At 64.9% G+C, this 15143-nt stretch carries 21 protein-coding genes; 6 read left to right on the forward strand and 15 right to left on the reverse strand.

Annotated elements, in window-relative coordinates; genetic code table 11:
* Nucleotides 1-27: 27 nt before the first annotated feature.
* From FFS68_RS00705 to flgB, 11 genes are read right to left on the reverse strand one after another with little or no spacing between them, the layout of a single operon-like run.
* A complete protein-coding gene (locus FFS68_RS00705; protein WP_137751387.1) occupies nt 28-858 on the reverse strand; it encodes a flagellin in 831 nt (276 codons plus the stop codon).
* A 13-nt stretch (nt 859-871) separates the two neighbouring features.
* On the reverse strand, nt 872-2197 hold the full coding sequence (gene flgK / locus FFS68_RS00710; protein WP_137751388.1) for a flagellar hook-associated protein FlgK: 1326 nt from the start codon (nt 2195-2197) through the stop codon (nt 872-874).
* The gene (locus FFS68_RS00715) at nt 2194-2523 is read right to left on the reverse strand and encodes a rod-binding protein (protein WP_249339951.1); all 330 of its coding nucleotides are present in this window, start codon (nt 2521-2523) and stop codon (nt 2194-2196) included. The genes flgK and FFS68_RS00715 overlap by 4 nt, the downstream gene beginning before the upstream one ends.
* The gene (locus tag FFS68_RS00720) at nt 2520-3611 is read right to left on the reverse strand and encodes a flagellar basal body P-ring protein FlgI (RefSeq protein WP_249339964.1); all 1092 of its coding nucleotides are present in this window, start codon (nt 3609-3611) and stop codon (nt 2520-2522) included. The genes FFS68_RS00715 and FFS68_RS00720 overlap by 4 nt, the downstream gene beginning before the upstream one ends.
* Nucleotides 3612-3643: 32 nt before the next feature.
* Nucleotides 3644-4312 (reverse strand): flagellar basal body L-ring protein FlgH, encoded by a 669-nt coding sequence (locus tag FFS68_RS00725; RefSeq protein ID WP_137751390.1) that lies wholly within the window; start codon nt 4310-4312, stop codon nt 3644-3646.
* The gene (gene flgG / locus FFS68_RS00730) at nt 4293-5078 is read right to left on the reverse strand and encodes a flagellar basal-body rod protein FlgG (protein WP_137751391.1); all 786 of its coding nucleotides are present in this window, start codon (nt 5076-5078) and stop codon (nt 4293-4295) included. Before flgG ends, FFS68_RS00725 begins: the two co-directional genes overlap by 20 nt.
* Before the next feature lie 12 nt (nt 5079-5090).
* On the reverse strand, nt 5091-5834 hold the full coding sequence (gene flgF / locus FFS68_RS00735; RefSeq protein ID WP_137751392.1) for a flagellar basal body rod protein FlgF: 744 nt from the start codon (nt 5832-5834) through the stop codon (nt 5091-5093).
* A gap of 35 nt (nt 5835-5869) precedes the next feature.
* Nucleotides 5870-6697, reverse strand: coding sequence for a flagellar hook-basal body complex protein (locus FFS68_RS00740; RefSeq protein ID WP_137751393.1), 828 nt, complete (start codon nt 6695-6697; stop codon nt 5870-5872).
* A gap of 13 nt (nt 6698-6710) precedes the next feature.
* Entirely contained in the window at nt 6711-7010 is a 300-nt protein-coding gene (locus FFS68_RS00745; protein WP_137751394.1) for a flagellar hook capping FlgD N-terminal domain-containing protein, read from the reverse strand.
* A gap of 1 nt (nt 7011) precedes the next feature.
* Complete coding sequence (flgC, locus tag FFS68_RS00750; RefSeq protein ID WP_171003692.1) at nt 7012-7422, reverse strand: flagellar basal body rod protein FlgC; 411 nt, start codon at nt 7420-7422, stop codon at nt 7012-7014.
* The gene (gene flgB, locus FFS68_RS00755; RefSeq protein WP_137751396.1) at nt 7419-7772 is read right to left on the reverse strand and encodes a flagellar basal body rod protein FlgB; all 354 of its coding nucleotides are present in this window, start codon (nt 7770-7772) and stop codon (nt 7419-7421) included. Before flgB ends, flgC begins: the two co-directional genes overlap by 4 nt.
* Nucleotides 7773-8036: 264 nt before the next feature.
* Between flgB and FFS68_RS00760 the strand changes: the two genes are divergently transcribed.
* From FFS68_RS00760 to FFS68_RS00785, 6 genes are all read left to right on the forward strand, one after another.
* Nucleotides 8037-8579, forward strand: coding sequence for a flagella basal body P-ring formation protein FlgA (locus FFS68_RS00760; RefSeq protein WP_249339952.1), 543 nt, complete (start codon nt 8037-8039; stop codon nt 8577-8579).
* A gap of 178 nt (nt 8580-8757) precedes the next feature.
* Complete coding sequence (locus FFS68_RS00765; protein ID WP_137751397.1) at nt 8758-9057, forward strand: flagellar biosynthesis anti-sigma factor FlgM; 300 nt, start codon at nt 8758-8760, stop codon at nt 9055-9057.
* On the forward strand, nt 9054-9353 hold the full coding sequence (locus tag FFS68_RS00770; protein WP_249339953.1) for a hypothetical protein: 300 nt from the start codon (nt 9054-9056) through the stop codon (nt 9351-9353). Before FFS68_RS00765 ends, FFS68_RS00770 begins: the two co-directional genes overlap by 4 nt.
* Nucleotides 9354-9445: 92 nt before the next feature.
* Nucleotides 9446-10270: a transglycosylase SLT domain-containing protein gene (locus tag FFS68_RS00775; RefSeq protein ID WP_137751398.1), complete on the forward strand. Its 825-nt coding sequence runs from the start codon at nt 9446-9448 to the stop codon at nt 10268-10270.
* Complete coding sequence (gene flhA, locus FFS68_RS00780) at nt 10267-12390, forward strand: flagellar biosynthesis protein FlhA (protein WP_137751399.1); 2124 nt, start codon at nt 10267-10269, stop codon at nt 12388-12390. Before FFS68_RS00775 ends, flhA begins: the two co-directional genes overlap by 4 nt.
* Nucleotides 12380-13126: a FliA/WhiG family RNA polymerase sigma factor gene (locus FFS68_RS00785; protein WP_137751400.1), complete on the forward strand. Its 747-nt coding sequence runs from the start codon at nt 12380-12382 to the stop codon at nt 13124-13126. Before flhA ends, FFS68_RS00785 begins: the two co-directional genes overlap by 11 nt.
* Before the next feature lie 69 nt (nt 13127-13195).
* Here the strand turns inward: FFS68_RS00785 and FFS68_RS00790 are convergent, their stop codons facing one another.
* The 4 genes from FFS68_RS00790 to FFS68_RS00805 form a co-directional block, all read right to left on the reverse strand.
* A complete protein-coding gene (locus FFS68_RS00790; RefSeq protein ID WP_137751401.1) occupies nt 13196-13687 on the reverse strand; it encodes a MarR family winged helix-turn-helix transcriptional regulator in 492 nt (163 codons plus the stop codon).
* 30 nt (nt 13688-13717) lie between these two features.
* Nucleotides 13718-14131 carry a hypothetical protein gene (locus FFS68_RS00795; protein ID WP_137751402.1) on the reverse strand — a complete coding sequence of 138 codons (414 nt, stop codon included), beginning with the start codon at nt 14129-14131 and terminating at the stop codon, nt 13718-13720.
* Nucleotides 14132-14156: 25 nt separating this feature from the next.
* A complete protein-coding gene (locus FFS68_RS00800) occupies nt 14157-14537 on the reverse strand; it encodes a hypothetical protein (protein WP_137751403.1) in 381 nt (126 codons plus the stop codon).
* 61 nt (nt 14538-14598) lie between these two features.
* Nucleotides 14599-15096, reverse strand: coding sequence for a helix-turn-helix transcriptional regulator (locus FFS68_RS00805; protein ID WP_249339965.1), 498 nt, complete (start codon nt 15094-15096; stop codon nt 14599-14601).
* Nucleotides 15097-15143 lie beyond the last annotated feature (47 nt).

Below are 15143 nucleotides of genomic sequence, written 5' to 3' on the forward strand. Positions count from 1 at the left end.
GCAGCCGCGCCGCGATATTGAGCGCGCTCAGTTCAAAATATCGAACAAGGTCTGCCGGTTGATCTTGGCAAAAGCCGCCTGCGCCGCGCCCAGCGTCAGATCCTGGGCATTGAGTTCGGCAATGGCGACCGACAGATCGGTATCCTCGACCGACGAACGTTCGTCTTTCAGCGTGATACCGCGCGCCGCCAGCCCGTCACCGATGCGATCGAGCCGCCCCCCCGACAGGCCGAGCGCGGCATGGCGGTCGGCGACATGGCCGATCGCCGTCTCGAGCGCGGTCAGCGCGGCGCCCATCATGGGCTTGTTGCCCGCCGTAACCGCCGCCGCCGCATCGCGGATGCCGGTCGACAGGCTGTTGCCCGCGATGACAAAGACGTCGGCGGCCGCCGGAACAGGCGCAAAACTGATATCCGAATCAAACCGCATGACGCGCGCAGTACCGGCGGCGAACAACGGTTCGCTGTTCGAATCGCGCGTCGCCGCCAGGCTATCGATTTCGTCGGCGATCGTTCCCAATTCGGCGGCGATCGCTGCGCGGTCGGCGGGGTTCGCCGAATCATTTGCCGCCGCGAGGGTCAGCTCGCGCGCGCGGGTCATCAAATTGCTCACCGATTTCATCACGCCATCGGCCTGCGCGACCAGCGCCGACGCCGAGTTGATATTGGCGTTCCACGCGGTCATGCTCGCCTGGCTGGTCCCGATCGTCGCGATCCGCCGCGCCGACACCGGGTCGTCGGACATGCGTTGCAGCCGCTTGCCGCTCGATATCTGGATCTGCGTCCGCTCGATCTGGTCGGCCAGTTTCTGTTGGCGCGCGACTTCGCGCGTCATGCGATTGCCTACGGCGTTAATCATTGTCCGCTCTCCCTTAGATCGAGCTCAGCAGCGTTTGCATGGTTTCGCGCGCGACCTGGATCGTCCGGGCCGCGGCCTGATAGGCTTGCTGGAACCGCAACAGTTCGGCCGCCTCCTTGTCGAGATCGACTTCGCTCACCCCGTCACGCGCCGCGGCGGCGGCGTCGGCGCGGGTCATCGCCGCGGCATCCTGCGCCCGCGCCGACGCGGTCGTCTGTGCCTGCGTCGCCAGATGGCCCGACCAGCGCGATTCGGGATCATTGGCGCCGCGCAGCGCGCCGAGCGCCAGCATGTTGCCGTTGCCGCCCGATGCGTTGGCGGCTGCCACCTGTTCGGGGGTCAGCGTCGCGGCGGTCAGCGTCCCGGCGCTGGTGCCGCTAAACAACGGCGCGCCCGGATTGCCATTGGCATCGCTGCCCGCCTGGTGCGCGGCGTTGAGCTGCATTGCAAAGCCGGTCGCCATCGTATCGAGGCTGGCGCGCTGGTCGGCGACATGGTTCGCCGCTTCCGACAATCCGGCGAGCGAGCCGGTCGCAATCGCCAGCGGCGAACCGCCGACATTATAGGAGAGTCGTCCATCGGCGGCGGCGGTCACCGTGATCGGGTTCACCGCGCCGCCGCCGACGAGCAGGTCGCCCGATCCGCTCGCGCGCAGCGTCACCGATCCATTGTTTTCAAACGTCGCGCTGACGCCCGCCTGCGACGACAATTTGTCGAGCAACCGGTCGCGCTCGTCGAGCAGGCTCGCCTCGTTGGTCGATCCCGGCCGCGCCTTGCGCAGCCCGATGTTGATCTGTTCGAGCGCGTTCAGATTGGTGTTGAAATCCTGAACCGTCGCCGTCGCCGCGCCCTCGACCCCGTCCGCCATCTTGTCGAGCTGGCCTGCTGCGGTGCGAAAGCCCGACGCGACGTCATCGACCGCTTGCAGAAACTGGCTGCGCAATGTCTTGTTCGCCGGATCGGCGGTCAATTGGTCGGCGGTGGTGAACAGCTTGGTCAGGCCGGTCTTGATGCCATTGGTTTCGTCGCTGAGCGCGCCTTCGACCTTGTCCAGCCAGCCGAGCCTGGTCGCCGACCGTTCCGAGTCGCCGCCCGAAATCCGCGAATCCTCGATCAGCCAGGCATCGACCGATCGGCTGACGCCGCGAATCTCGACCCCGCTGGGGTTGACGTTGCCGCGATAAAAGACCGAATCATTGCCGCTGACCGACTCCATCATGTCGAGCCGCCGCCGCGCATAGCCGGGGGTTTGGGCGTTGGCGATATTGTCGCCGATCGTCGACAGCGCGCGCGAATAAGCCTTGAGCCCGCTGTAGCCGATGCCGAGAAGATCGCTCATTGTACGCCTCCAGCTGTACTGCTCAGGCGCCCGCGGAACTGGCGCTCGACCATGTCGGCGATCCCGAACTGGCGCATCGCGGCGATCGAGTCGGCGGTGCGCGCATCGGCCATTTCGCGGAAATTGTCGGTCGCGCTCGACCCGAGCATATCGTCGCCCAGCTTCGCCTGGCGCATCGATGCCATCAACTGACGCAGGATCACCGCCTCGAATTGTTCGGCCGCCTTGCGCAGGCCGCCGTCGCCGCCGCCGCCGGTGAGCGTCGGGGTCGCCGAAGCCGGCACAAAGGACGGCGCCGCGGGCGTTGAGGATATGGGCATCATCATATGATCACCAATTCTGCTGTCAGGGCACCCGCCTGGCTCAGCGCCTCGAGGATCGCGACCAGATCGCCGGGCGACACGCCCAGACGGTTGATCGAATCGACGAGTTCGGACAGCGAGGCATTGGGTTTCATCAAAAAGGCCGGGCGATAATCCTCGGCGACCTCGATCTCGCTCGATGGCTCGATCGCAGTCTCACCGCGGCTGAACGGGGCGGGCTGAACGACCGTCGGCGATTCCTTGATCGAGACGGTGAGCTTGCCGTGGCTGACCGCAGCGGTGCCGACGCGGACCGCGCCATTGATCACCACGGTGCCGGTGCGCGCGTTGACGATCACCTTGGCCGATGGTTCGGAGCGCTGGACACCCAGATTCTCGATTGTCGACATCAGCCGCATCCGCTCGTCACCATTGCCGGCGGCGCGGATCGCGATGCTGGCGCCGTCGATCATCGACGCGCTGCCCGGGATCGCGGCGTTGATTGCATCGGCAACGCGCTTGGCGTTGGTGGCGTCGAATTGATGGAGGTTGAAGGTCAGCCAGTCGCCGGTCGCAAAGCCGGTGTCGACGGCGCGCTCGATCGTCGCCCCGCCCGCGATGCGGCCGCTCGACGGAACATTGACCGTCAGCTTCGATCCGTCGGCGGCATCGACGCCCAGCCCGCCGATGACGAGGTTGCCCTGCACCATCGCGTAAATCTGGCCGTCAGCGCCGTAGAGCGGCGCGAGCACCAGGGTGCCGCCGCGCAGGCTTTTCGCCTTGCCGATCGCCGACACGGTGACGTCCAGGCGCTGGCCGGGCTTGCCGAACGGCGGCAGTTCGGCGGTGATCATCACCGCCGCGGCGTTTTTCAGCGCCGGGTTGACCCCCGGCGGCAGCGTCAGGCCAAAGCGCGAGATTGCGCCCTTCATCCCCAGCGTCGAATAATCGAGGCTGTCGTCGCCGGTCCCCGCGAGGCCGACGACGATGCCGTAGCCGGTGAGCTGGTTAGCGCGCAGGCCCTGGAACTGGCCCATGTCCTTGATGCGCTGCGCCTGCGCCGGCGCCGCAAAGGCAAGACTGGCGATCAGGAGCGCGATCAGGGCAAACAGGGTGGGACGCTGGGTCACGGATAAAATCCTTTTCAGAACGGGCTGATGATCGCGAAGAAGCGCTGCAGCCAGCCTTGCTGGCTGGCGCGCGCGATCTCGCCCTTGCCGACGTACCGGATGTTGGCGTCGGCGACGCGGGTCGACAGGATGCGGTTGTCGGGGCTGATGTCCATCGCGCGGACGATGCCCGAAATCTGGACGCGTTCGTCGCCGCGGTTGAGCGTGAGCAGCTTTTCGCCGCGCACCAGCATCGTGCCGTTGGGATAGACCGCAGCGATGGTCACGCTGACCTCACCCGACAGCGCGTTCGATTGCGACGCGTCGCCCTTGCCCTTGAACTGCTGGCCGCCGCCCATCGCGATGTCGCTGGGGTTGAACAGCGACAGCGGCCCGGTCGATGGCGGCGTCAGGCCGATATTGCCGTCGCGCTGCGTGCCCGCGGCGTTGCTTTTGGTCGCGGCGGTGCGCTCGACAAGCTGGATGGTCAGGATGTCGCCGACCTGCCCGGCGCGTCCGCCCGACGTCAGCGGCACATAGCTGCCCTGAAAGATCGAGCCATTGCCGGGCAGCGGCGCCGGGGGGACCGGCGTCGCCGCAGCAAAGGCGTCGGCGGGCAATTTGTCCTTCGCCGCCGCGCCAACCGGCACGAGCGCGAGGGCAAAGGCCACACTGACCGACAGATTAGAGCGTCTGCGCGGCATTTTTCATCATCTCGTCGGTGGCCTGGATCATCTTGGAATTGACCTCATAGGCGCGCTGGGTCTCGATCATGTCGACGAGTTCCTCAACGACATTGACGTTCGATCCCTCGAGCATCCCGCCGCGCAAGCTGCCGCGGCCTTCCTGCCCGGCAGCGCCGACCTGCGGCGCGCCCGATGCGGCGGTTTCGACCAGCATATTGTCGCCGATCGCCTGCAAGCCCGCCGGATTGGCAAAGCGTGCGAGTTCGATGCGACCAAGTTCGGTCAGCGTCCCGTCGGCGCCGGTCGCCGACACGGTGCCGTCGGCGCCGATCGACACATTGGTGCTGTCCTCGGGAATCTGGATCGCGGGGGTCAGCGGCTTGCCGTCCGAGGTCACGATCGTGCCATCGGGCGAGCGGCCGAAATTGCCGGCGCGGGTATAGCCGGTCCGCCCATCGGGCATTTCGACCTGAAAATATCCGGCGCCGTCGATCGCCATGTCGAGCGCGTTGCCGGTGGTGGCGAACGTCCCCTGCGTATCGATCCGCGACGTGCCGCCCAGCGACACGCCGGTGCCGAGGTTAAGCCCGGTCGCATAACGGTTTTCAGCTGACGACGGCGCACCCGGCGCGGTCATCATCTGATAGCTCAACGTTTCAAAGCTGGCGCGGTCGCGCTTGAAGCCCGTGGTGTTCACGTTGGCGAGGTTGTTGGCGATCACCTGCATCCGGAAGCCCTGGGCATCCAGACCGGTTCGTGCGACGTGCAAGGCACCGAAGCTCATGTCATAGTCTCCTTAACGGGGAAGCTGCATCAAATTGGCGGTCGCGCTGTCCATGTCGCGCACGTCGCTGACCAGCTTGAGCTGGGTATCCCAGCTGCGGCTCGCCTCGATCATGTCGACCAGCGCGGTGGTGGCGGCGACGTTCGATCCTTCGATCGACCGGGTGATCAGCCGCGCTTCGGGATCGTCGGGCAAAATGCCCTCGCCCTTGACGCGGAATAGCCCGTCCAACCCCTTGGCAATGTCGGACCCGGTCGGGGTCGCCAGCCGCAGCCGGTCGACTTCCTGCGGATTTTCGGCATCACCGCCGGCGGGGACGATCCACACCCGCCCCTCGACGTCGATCGTGATCGCGTCAGCGGGGGGGATCGTCACCGGGCCCTGACCACCCTGCACGGGGTGGCCGTCGCCGGTGGTCAGCAGCCCGCTGGGCGATACCTGCAGGTCGCCGCGCCGCGTATAGGCCTCGGTGCCGTCCTTTGCCTGCACCACGAGCAGCGCGTCGCCCTGCACCGCGATGTCCAGATCGCGCCCGGTCGCGGTGACAGTGCCGGCGCGCATGTCGGCGCCGATCACTTCTTCCGACGCCATGGCGCGCGCGCCCGTCCCGCTGCCGTTCAGCCACAGCGCCTGCGCCTCGGCCATGTCGGCGCGAAACCCGGGCGTCTGCGCGTTCGCCAGATTGTTGGCAATCGCCGTCTGGCGGGCCGTGCTGCCCCGCATCGCGGTAAGGCTGGTATAGATGAGTTTGTCCATCTGAAGGCTCCCGGCAGGCGGCTAAATGCGCTGGATCAGCGCATGTTGATGATGGTTTGCGACAGCTGCGACGCGCCCTCGATCGCCTTGGCGTTCGCCTGGAAATTGCGCTGTGCACCGATCAGCATCACCAGTTCTTCGGTGATATCGACGTTCGAGCGTTCGAGTGCGCCCGACCGGATCGCGCCCATCGGGCCGTTGGTCGCGGCGTCGATCGTCGGCGCGCCGCTTTCGCCCGACGACTGCCAATGCGCGTCGCCGACGGGCCGCAGCCCCTCCATCGCCGGGAAGGTCGCCATCGCAACCTTGCCCAGAACCTGCGCTTCGCCATTGGCAAAGGTGGCAGAGACCAGCCCGTCGAGGCCGATCGAGACATTGACCAGCTGCGCGGTGGGATCGCTCGGCGCGCCCGGCGGCAGGACAAAATCAAACGCCCCGGCCAGCGTGTTGTTGGTGACGTTGCCGTTCGCATCGACGGGCAGCAGTTGCAGCTTCTGCCCCGTCGAATCGATCACATTGCGGTCGGGGGTCGCGGTGAACGCGCCGTTGCGGGTGTAGGTCACCTGCTCGCGCGGCGGATCGCCCTTCACCACGAACATTCCTTCACCGACGATCGCCATGTCGAGCGTCTTTTCGCTCGATTCATACGATCCCTGGGTAAACTGCTGGGTGATCCCGTTGAGGCGCTGGCCCTGACCCGCGATCATCTTGGTCGACTGGGTCGGCGACGAGGCGAAAATGTCGCCGAACTGCGCCTTGCTGCGCTTGAACCCGATCGATCCCGCGTTGGCGATGTTGTTCGAGATGACCGACATGTCGGTCTGGGCGCCCTTGAGGCCCGAAAGCGAGGTATAGAATGACATGGCTTTATCCTTCTTAGGTGGTGGGGGTTGTGGGCGCCGGAGTGGCGGCCTTGATGTCCTTGAGCAGCTGGGTCTGCGCTATGAGCTGCTCCGAGATTTTCTGCAGCGTCGTGTTGGTTTCGCTGATCCCGGCGAGGCTGGAAAACTGCGCCATCTGCGCGACCATCTGCTGGTTATCGACGGGGTTGAACGGATCCTGCTGCGACAGCTGCGCGGTCATCAGGCGCAGGAAATCGCTCTGCCCCATCTGCTGCCCGGCGCCCTTCGGCTGGAGCACGACATTGTTGGCGTTGATGACGTTGTTGACGGCCATTTTATTGTCCCATCCTGAGGGTTTCGTTGATCAGGCCCTTGGCGGTTTCGAGGACCTGGACATTGTTCTGATATTGGCGCGCGGTCTCGACCATCTCGACCATCTCCGCGGCGCTATCGACCGCCGCCTGCCAGACGTTGCCGTCCTTGTCGGCGAGCGGGTTCGACGGATCGTGGCGTTTCGACGGCGCCATTTTCGACGTCGTCACCTGATCGACCTGGACCGTCGCGCGGCCCTGGCTGTCCATCACGGTACGGAACACCGGTTTGAGCGAGCGAAAGGCTTCGGCTTCGCTGCCCGCGATCGTCCCGGCGTTGGCCAGGTTCGACGCGGTGGTGTTAAGCCGGACGAGCTGCGCCGACATCGCGCGGCCGCTGATGTCGAAGACGGAGAAATTGCTGGCCATCGTCATTCGCCCTTGATCGCACGGGTCAGCGTGTTGACGCGGCCGCTGAGGAACGAAAGGCTGGACCGGTAGGCGAGTGCGTTTTCGGCGAACGCCGTCTGCTCGGTCGCCATTTCGACGGTGTTGCCGTCGAGCGACGCCTGTACCGGCACGCGATACGCAATCGCGCCCTCGATAGCATTGGCGGTCGAGCCGCCCTGCTGCGCCAGGTCGAGCGCTTTCGAAAAATCGAGGTCGCGCGCCTTATATCCGGGCGTCGCGGCATTGGCGATGTTCGACGCGAGCATCATCATGCGCTGGCTGCGCAGCTGAAGCGCCGTCGCGTGCAGACCAAAGAGTTTCTCGGATGCCATCATCAAATTCCTTCTTTCGCCGCTGGCCGGGTCCGGTCGCTGCCGGCGCCGACGCGCGGAAAACACAAAGAACGATGCAATCGCCGTGCCAAAAGGCATTTATCTATTATTTTCAGTTATTTAAATATGGTCGCCGTCATCGCTTTGGGGTATCAGTCAAAAAACTGACGACTCCACGTCGCGGCGGCGCCAATCGCGCCGCAAACCGCGACTGGCACGCTTCCTGCAAAATGGCGGGTGACCATTTTGGACCGAAGGAGATGGATCGTGTCCCATGCTATCACCACCCGCCTGGCCGTTGGCCTCGCCGCCTATTCCGCTGCCTGTACCGCCGCCGCCAATCCCGCATATGCCCAGCAGGCGACCGAGGATTGGCAGACAATCGACGTGCTGACCGCGATGGTCGCCAGCGCGCTGGGCCGCACTGCGACCCCGGTCGATCGCCGCATCAAGCTGGCGCGCTGTCCCGAACAGGCATCGGTGACCGCGATCGACGCCAATGCGCTCGCGGTGCGCTGCGCCTCGCTCGGCTGGCGCCTGCGCGTCCCCCTGAGCACACCGGCGGCGGGACCAGCGAACGCGGCGCCGACGGCGGCGAGCTTTACCCGCCCCGCCACCGGCGCCCCCGTCATCCGCCGCGGCGACAATGTCCGGGTGACGATCGATACCGAAAGTTTTTCGATCAGCTATGCTGCGGTCGCCGCCGAGGATGGCCGGATCGGCGAGATGATCGCGCTGCGCGGCAACGACGCCAAATCGTCGCTGAGCGCGACCGTGATCGGTCCCGGCCGCGCCCGCCTCGACGACTGACCCCCACCTTTCCTTACCCTGACCAGCCCCTGGCCCGGTGACTGTCGGCTTTCCGACGTCACCGGGCCATTCTTTTGTCTTTTTTGCGCCGCGCCGCCTTAATCCCCCGCGGCGGCGTCCGTTAAAGCCTTCGTGAACCGCGTCGTCACTTTTCTGACGGTACCGGATGGAGGCAGATATGTCGGGTGACAGCAAGATCGGACCCGTCGGCGGTATCGTCCGCACGACTCCGCTGCGCAGCGTCGCCAGCGATGCGGCAACGTCGGCCCGGGCGCCTGCGCCGCTGCCAGCGGCGGCGGACGGCTTGCCCGCAGCGCGCCTGATCCGCCTTGCGGGCGGGCTTGCCAATCAGGCGCCGCCGGTCGATGTCGGCCGCGTCGCATCGCTGCGCAGCGCGATTGCCAGCGGCAGCTATGGCGTCCACCCCGCGATCATCGCCAGCGCCATGATCGATTTCCACACCGGCGGGTCGGAATGATGCTCGAAGAAGTCCAATTGCGGCTCAATGCGTTGGTCGGTGCGCTCGACGGGCATGACGCCGGGGCGATCATCGCGGCGACCGAAGAGCTGGCGACCGCGGTGATCCTGTTTCGCGGCGCGGCCATCCCCAGGGGCAGCGAACATCGCACCCAGGTCTTGATCGGCAAGGCGCTGCGCGAGCTCGAAGCCGCCGCAATCCGCGTCAACGTCCTCAAGGACTGGACGCGTCAGCGGATTGACAGGAACCACGACATCCGCGGCACTCACCAGCGCGGAGCCGCGTTAAACTACTGATTATTCTATAGGTTTCTGCCATTAACCGTAAATGGCACGATGATTGCGTTGGTTTGCTGAGACAGCCCTGCTGCACCAGCGGAACCCGATTTATGAACGCCATCAACAATCCCCAGCCCGGCCGCCGCATCGCTGCACCCGTCATGGATGCGGTGCAAACGGCGTCGGCGCGCACGGGAATCGATTTCGATTATCTGGTCGATGTCGCGCGCGTTGAAAGCGGCTATAACCCGACCGCCAAGGCGTCCACCTCGTCGGCGCGCGGACTGTATCAGTTCACCAAACAGACCTGGCTCGCGACCCTCGACCGCCACGGCGCCAATCACGGCCTCGCCTGGGCCGCCGATGCGATCGGCCGCGATGCATCGGGGCGGCTGACCGTGACCGATCCCACCCTGCGCCAACAGATTTTCGACCTGCGCGACGATCCCGCCGCCGCATCGACGATGGCCGCGGCGCTGACCGGCGACAATCGCGACTATCTGGAAAGCCGGATCGGGCGCAGCGCCGAGCCCGTCGACCTCTATCTCGCGCATTTCCTGGGCAGCGGCGGCGCCGCCAAATTTCTGACCGCGCTCGACGCCAATCCCGACCAGCCCGGCGCGCCGATGATGCCCGAGGCGGCCGCCGCCAACCGGTCGGTGTTCTACGCCCCCGACGGCAGCATGCGCAGCCTGGCCGAAATCCGCGACCGCTTTCGCGCCAAGCTCGAAGACGGCGGCAAGATCGAAAATGTGAAACCCTTCGCCCCCGCCGGCTGGCACGCTTCGGCGAGTCGTACGAGCGGCCTGGCGGGTGGTGGGGGACGTCCCCCGCTGCAGATGATGGAAATTCAGCCCATGCCCCGCAAATTGTCGATGGGTTTTGCCGCCGACGCTTATCGGCGGCTCGCCGCCATGTCGGGCGGCGCGGCATGACCGCCGGCTTCAATATCGCCAACATCGGGCGTATCGCCGGTGCCTCGGCGCTGCCGGTCGGAATGCTCATCCTTGTCGGGCTGATGGTGATCCCGGTTTCGCCGTTGATCCTCGACATCAGCTTCGTCGCCAACATCATGATCAGCCTTGCGATCCTGATGGTCGCCTTGTCGGCCGCCAAGCCGCTCGACTTTTCGTCCTTCCCGACCGTGTTGCTGCTGGCGACCTTGTTCCGCCTTGCGCTCAACGTTGCGTCGACCCGCGTCGTGCTGGTCCACGGGCACGAGGGCACAGCGGCGGCCGGCCATGTCATCGAAGCCTTTGGCCAGGTGCTGATCGGCGGCGACTATGTCGTCGGCCTGTTCGTCTTTTTCGTGCTGATGATCATCAACCTGATCGTCATCACCAAGGGCGCGGGCCGCGTATCCGAAGTGTCGGCGCGCTTCACCCTCGACGCCCTGCCCGGCAAGCAGATGGCGATCGACGCCGATCTCAACGCCGGCTTGCTCAGCCCCGAAGAGGCCAAGGCGCGCCGCGTCGAAGTGGCAACCGAAGCCGATTTCTACGGGTCGATGGATGGTGCCTCGAAATTCGTCAAGGGCGACGCCGTCGCCGGCCTGCTGATCCTGTTCGTCAACATTGTCGGCGGCCTGATCCTCGGCGTCTTCAGCCACGGCCTCAGCTTTTCCGAAGCCGGCAGCACCTATGTGACGCTGGCGATCGGCGACGCGCTGGTTGCGCAGATCCCGGCGCTGTTGCTGTCGATCGCCGCCGCCGCGATCGTCACCCGCGTCGCCTCGCCGCTCGACCTCAGCGGCCAGATAGGCAGCCAGTTTGCCTCGCCGCATGTCTGGATGGCGGTCGGCGCGATCCTGTTCATCCTCGGCCTTGTCCCCGCCATGCCGCAGCTGCTGATCCTGCCCGCCGCGGCGCTGTCCTTTGCCGTCGGCTGGCAACTGCGCCGCAGCGCGGCGCTGATCGCCGATGCGCCCGCCCCGGCGGCGCCCGCACCCGACCCGTCGCGGATCGAATGGGCCGATGTCAGCGATGCCAGCGCCTGCCAGCTTGAAATCGGTTACGCGCTGGTCAGCCTGGTCGATGACCGCAAGGGCGCGCCGCTGATGACGCGGATCACCGGCATCCGCCGCCAATTGTCCAAGGAACTGGGCTTTGTCGTCCCGCCGGTGAAGGTCAGCGACGATCTGTCGCTGCCCGGCAACGTCTATCGCATCTCGGTCGCCGGGGTGATCGTCGGCGAGGACGAGGTCTTTCCCTACGAAATGCTGGCGCTCGATTCGGGCGACCTGGTCACCAAGGTGGTCGGGCGGCCGTGCAAGGATCCCACCTTCGGGCTCGACGCGCTGTGGATTCCCAAGGCGACGCAGAACGACGCGATCGCGGCGGGCTATACCGTCGTCGATCCGGCAACCGTCGTCGCCACCCACCTCAACAACAGCATCGTCGGCGCCGCCGCCGACCTGTTCGGCATCGACGACGCGCAGGCGTTGATCGACAATCTGAAAGCGCATTACCCCCAGCTGGCGCAGAATCTGAGCCCGCAGGGCTATCCGCTGCCGCGGGTCGCCAGCCTGTGCAAATCGCTGCTGATCGAACGCGTGCCGCTGCGCGATTTCCGCAAGATTGCCGAAGCGATGGTTGCGATGTCGGCGCAGCAGCTAGGCGAGCTTGATCTGGTCGAGGCGGTGCGCCAGCGGATCGGCGCGCTGATCGTCCAGACGATCGTGCCGAGCCGCATGCCGCTGCCCGTCGTCACCTTCAGCCCCGACGTCGAAATGCTGCTCAATCAGGCGGTGCGCGCCAATCCGGGCGCAGAATGGCCGTTTGAACATGGCATGGCGATGAAGATCATCGAACAGGTCGGGCAGGCGGTCGAACCGCTGCTGCTCCAGACCCGCAGCTTTGCCCTCGTCGCCTCGCCGATCTGCCGGTCGGCGCTGTCGCGGTTGATCCGCGCCACATTCCCTGACGTCGCGGTGATCTCTTACCTCGAGATTCCGGCCAGCAAACACACCGAAATTGTCGCGACGATCGGCGCCGATGTGCCGCGCCTGGCGACCGGGGCCGATGCCCATATGGAGGACCAACCGCATGAGAATTGAGCCCGCCGAGCAATTTGCCGCGACCGCCGGCCGCGCGCCGCGCGCGCACGGCTATGGCGAAAGCGTCGAGGCGCTGGTCGACGAATATGCGCCGCTGGTCCGCCGGATCGCCTGGCAGGTGTTTTCGCGGGTGTCGCGGACCAGCGAGCTCGACGACCTGATCCAGACCGGCCTGATCGCGCTGATCGAGGCAAGCCGCAATTATGAGGAACGTGGCTTTGCCTTTGCCACCTATGCGACGACCCGCATCCGCGGCGCGATGATCGACCAGTTGCGCCGCGAGGCCGACGTCGGCCGGTCGGCGATGGTCGCCGCGAAACGCATCCAGGCGACGCGCGCGGCATTGGAACAGCAATTGCTGCGCGCCCCGGCGGCGACCGAAATGGCGGCGGCGCTCGACCTGTCGCCCGAAGATTATTTCGCGCTCGAACGCAATGCGACGCACGGCCGTTCGACCTCGCTCGACGAATTGACCGACATCGGTGCCTTTCTGCTGCCCGACGATGGCGTGGGCGCGGGCGACCAATGCGAACAGGACAATCTGATGGGGGCGCTGCGGCAGTGCATCGCCTGCCTGTCCGACCGCGAGCAGATGGTCTTGCAGCTCTATTTCTTTGAAGAACTCAACCTGCACGAGATCGGCTTGACCCTCGACGTCAGCGCCGCCCGGATTTGCCAGATCAAGCGCGAGGCGATGGCCAAGGTCGATCGCATGATGCGCCAGATGACCGAATAGGGTCAAAGATCAGGGGGTGACCGGGTGCGGCGTGCGACCAGCTCGGCACCGCACCCGGTCGGGGGGAGCTCAGGCTGCCAGCGTCTGGTTGTTCTGCCAGGCCACGCCGATTTTTTCGAAATAGCTCGCCATCCGGTCGATGCCGGCGGCGGTCAGCCGGACGATCGTGCGCCGGCGGTCGCGCTCGTCGATCGAGCGCTGGGCAAAGCCCAGCCGTTCGATTGCGCTGATCATGCGAAGCCCCGACGACAACGGCACCCCGGCGCCGGTCGCCAGATCGCTGGCGCTGAGCGCGCGGCCATGGCTTTCGGCCAGCATCAGGTCGAGCATCATGTCCCAGATCGGACCCGCCAGTTCGCTGCTACCGAAATGGCTGCGGCGGATGCGCCGGATCTGGATGCTGAACGACACCTGGTTGAGCAGCGCCGATGGCGTGGCGACGTCACCGTTGCGTGAGATCGGGGGCGCCGGCAATTCTCCACCGCGGCCCGCCAACAGCTCATGAATCTGGTCGATACGTGACTTTAGCTCGGCAACTTCTTGGTTCGAAAATTGCTGCATGAGAGGATGTCCCCTGCGGGGCAGCGCACATCAGGCCGTAACATCGCGCGTCCGACTGGACGATCCCGCGGCATAGATGATCAGCAGCAGAATCGGATAGGATATATAGACTGACAGGAGCGAATAGGGTCGCGCCAATATCTCCGAGAACATATATTTCTGGATGTGGGCAAAAATGGCGATCAATTGCCAGCCGGTGATCCAGTAGGGCCAGAAACGCTGCGTCTTCATGGCAATGAACCAGAAGCTGAGCAGAACCAGCACATCGATGACGAAGATATTCAGTTCAATATCGGTCCAGGTCGGAAACGGCGTCAGAGCACTGGTGAGAACCGAAGCGATCAGGGCGGTGTAGGCCGCCCACCGCTCAAAGGGACCGCCGCGCCTTATCGCGACGGCCACCGTGATGAGCAGTACCAAATAGTAAATCGCCACGGACCACATTGTGGCTGCTAACCCTTCCTGATGATCAAACGGCCTGCGCCAGCGGCAGCGCGGCAACCGCTGCGTCCGCCTGGTCGTTGCTGCCTTCGTCGACCAGCTTGGCGCTGGCGGGCTTGACGCCGGCACCGAACATGCGGGTTCCCAGGCCAACTTCCTTTTGCGTCACCGTCAGCGCGAGATGCGCGTCGGTCAGCAACTGGCGCACTTCGCCGGCGGCGGCAAGGGCGTGCGCAACTTTGGACATCGCGGCCTGGCCGACGATCGCCGACATATTGGTCTCGCGCCGTGCCGTGGGCAGGGTCGCAGCGAGCTGGGCAATGCGGATCATCGCTTCGTCGATGGCATCTTCGGCCTGGTGGAGGTCGGAAGCGATTTTTTTCGCCGCAGAAACGCGTTCATTCAGCATGTTCTTTTTCCTTGAAAAAGAATGCCACCGGTTTCCCCCCCGTAGCATTCGGCTCGAACTATCAGGTCATCACCCGACCAAGCCCGACAAGGATCGAATAGAGAGCGGAGAAAGCCAAAATGGTCGCGAAAGCAATCAAAATTGGCCAGATAATCCTTTCCATCAACCCATGCCGGTTGGCCGGCTGGGACGCGGTAGGAAATGGCGAACCGATGTCGAAAAGTCGCCGAAACGAACTGCGCCCCGGGTCGGCATCGGCCGCCGGGGGAGAGTCGCCTAGGTCGATCAATTGATATGTCAAAGGCTGATAAGGGGTAACACGATCGAAGACACCGTTAACTGCCAGGATGCGAGACGCTTCGATCCTATTGGAAACATTAAGTTTTTTCAAGGCGCGTCGCACGCGTTCATCCACCGTGTGCGGTGAAACATGCATGAGCCGGGCAATTTGTTTGGAATTTTTGTGCTCATAAACGTGTCGCAACGTTTCAATCTGCGCGACCGACAGCAGGCTGATGTAATTGTCGGGATCGCCGTGCACGGGGTTGGAATAGAGCATCACGAGTCGAAATCAAGTTATGGTAACGGTTTCACCCGGCCGCGCAT

The sequence above is a fragment of the Sphingopyxis sp. L1A2A genome (genome assembly GCF_005502465.1).
Lineage (GTDB): Bacteria > Pseudomonadota > Alphaproteobacteria > Sphingomonadales > Sphingomonadaceae > Sphingopyxis.

Bases quoted from the DNA above. Each gene is read 5' to 3' on its own strand.
- FFS68_RS00705 (WP_137751387.1), bottom strand. From the start codon at position 858: ATGATTAACGCCGTAGGCAATCGCATGACGCGCGAAGTCGCGCGCCAA.
- flgK (WP_137751388.1), bottom strand. From the start codon at position 2,197: ATGAGCGATCTTCTCGGCATCGGCTACAGCGGGCTCAAGGCTTATTCG.
- FFS68_RS00715 (WP_249339951.1), bottom strand. From the start codon at position 2,523: ATGATGATGCCCATATCCTCAACGCCCGCGGCGCCGTCCTTTGTGCCG.
- FFS68_RS00725 (WP_137751390.1), bottom strand. From the start codon at position 4,312: ATGCCGCGCAGACGCTCTAATCTGTCGGTCAGTGTGGCCTTTGCCCTC.
- flgG (WP_137751391.1), bottom strand. From the start codon at position 5,078: ATGAGCTTCGGTGCCTTGCACGTCGCACGAACCGGTCTGGATGCCCAG.
- flgF (WP_137751392.1), bottom strand. From the start codon at position 5,834: ATGGACAAACTCATCTATACCAGCCTTACCGCGATGCGGGGCAGCACG.
- FFS68_RS00740 (WP_137751393.1), bottom strand. From the start codon at position 6,697: ATGTCATTCTATACCTCGCTTTCGGGCCTCAAGGGCGCCCAGACCGAC.
- FFS68_RS00745 (WP_137751394.1), bottom strand. From the start codon at position 7,010: ATGGCCGTCAACAACGTCATCAACGCCAACAATGTCGTGCTCCAGCCG.
- flgC (WP_171003692.1), bottom strand. From the start codon at position 7,422: ATGACGATGGCCAGCAATTTCTCCGTCTTCGACATCAGCGGCCGCGCG.
- flgB (WP_137751396.1), bottom strand. From the start codon at position 7,772: ATGATGGCATCCGAGAAACTCTTTGGTCTGCACGCGACGGCGCTTCAG.
- FFS68_RS00765 (WP_137751397.1), top strand. From the start codon at position 8,758: ATGTCGGGTGACAGCAAGATCGGACCCGTCGGCGGTATCGTCCGCACG.
- FFS68_RS00770 (WP_249339953.1), top strand. From the start codon at position 9,054: ATGATGCTCGAAGAAGTCCAATTGCGGCTCAATGCGTTGGTCGGTGCG.
- FFS68_RS00775 (WP_137751398.1), top strand. From the start codon at position 9,446: ATGAACGCCATCAACAATCCCCAGCCCGGCCGCCGCATCGCTGCACCC.
- flhA (WP_137751399.1), top strand. From the start codon at position 10,267: ATGACCGCCGGCTTCAATATCGCCAACATCGGGCGTATCGCCGGTGCC.
- FFS68_RS00785 (WP_137751400.1), top strand. From the start codon at position 12,380: ATGAGAATTGAGCCCGCCGAGCAATTTGCCGCGACCGCCGGCCGCGCG.
- FFS68_RS00790 (WP_137751401.1), bottom strand. From the start codon at position 13,687: ATGCAGCAATTTTCGAACCAAGAAGTTGCCGAGCTAAAGTCACGTATC.
- FFS68_RS00795 (WP_137751402.1), bottom strand. From the start codon at position 14,131: ATGTGGTCCGTGGCGATTTACTATTTGGTACTGCTCATCACGGTGGCC.
- FFS68_RS00800 (WP_137751403.1), bottom strand. From the start codon at position 14,537: ATGCTGAATGAACGCGTTTCTGCGGCGAAAAAAATCGCTTCCGACCTC.
- FFS68_RS00805 (WP_249339965.1), bottom strand. From the start codon at position 15,096: ATGCTCTATTCCAACCCCGTGCACGGCGATCCCGACAATTACATCAGC.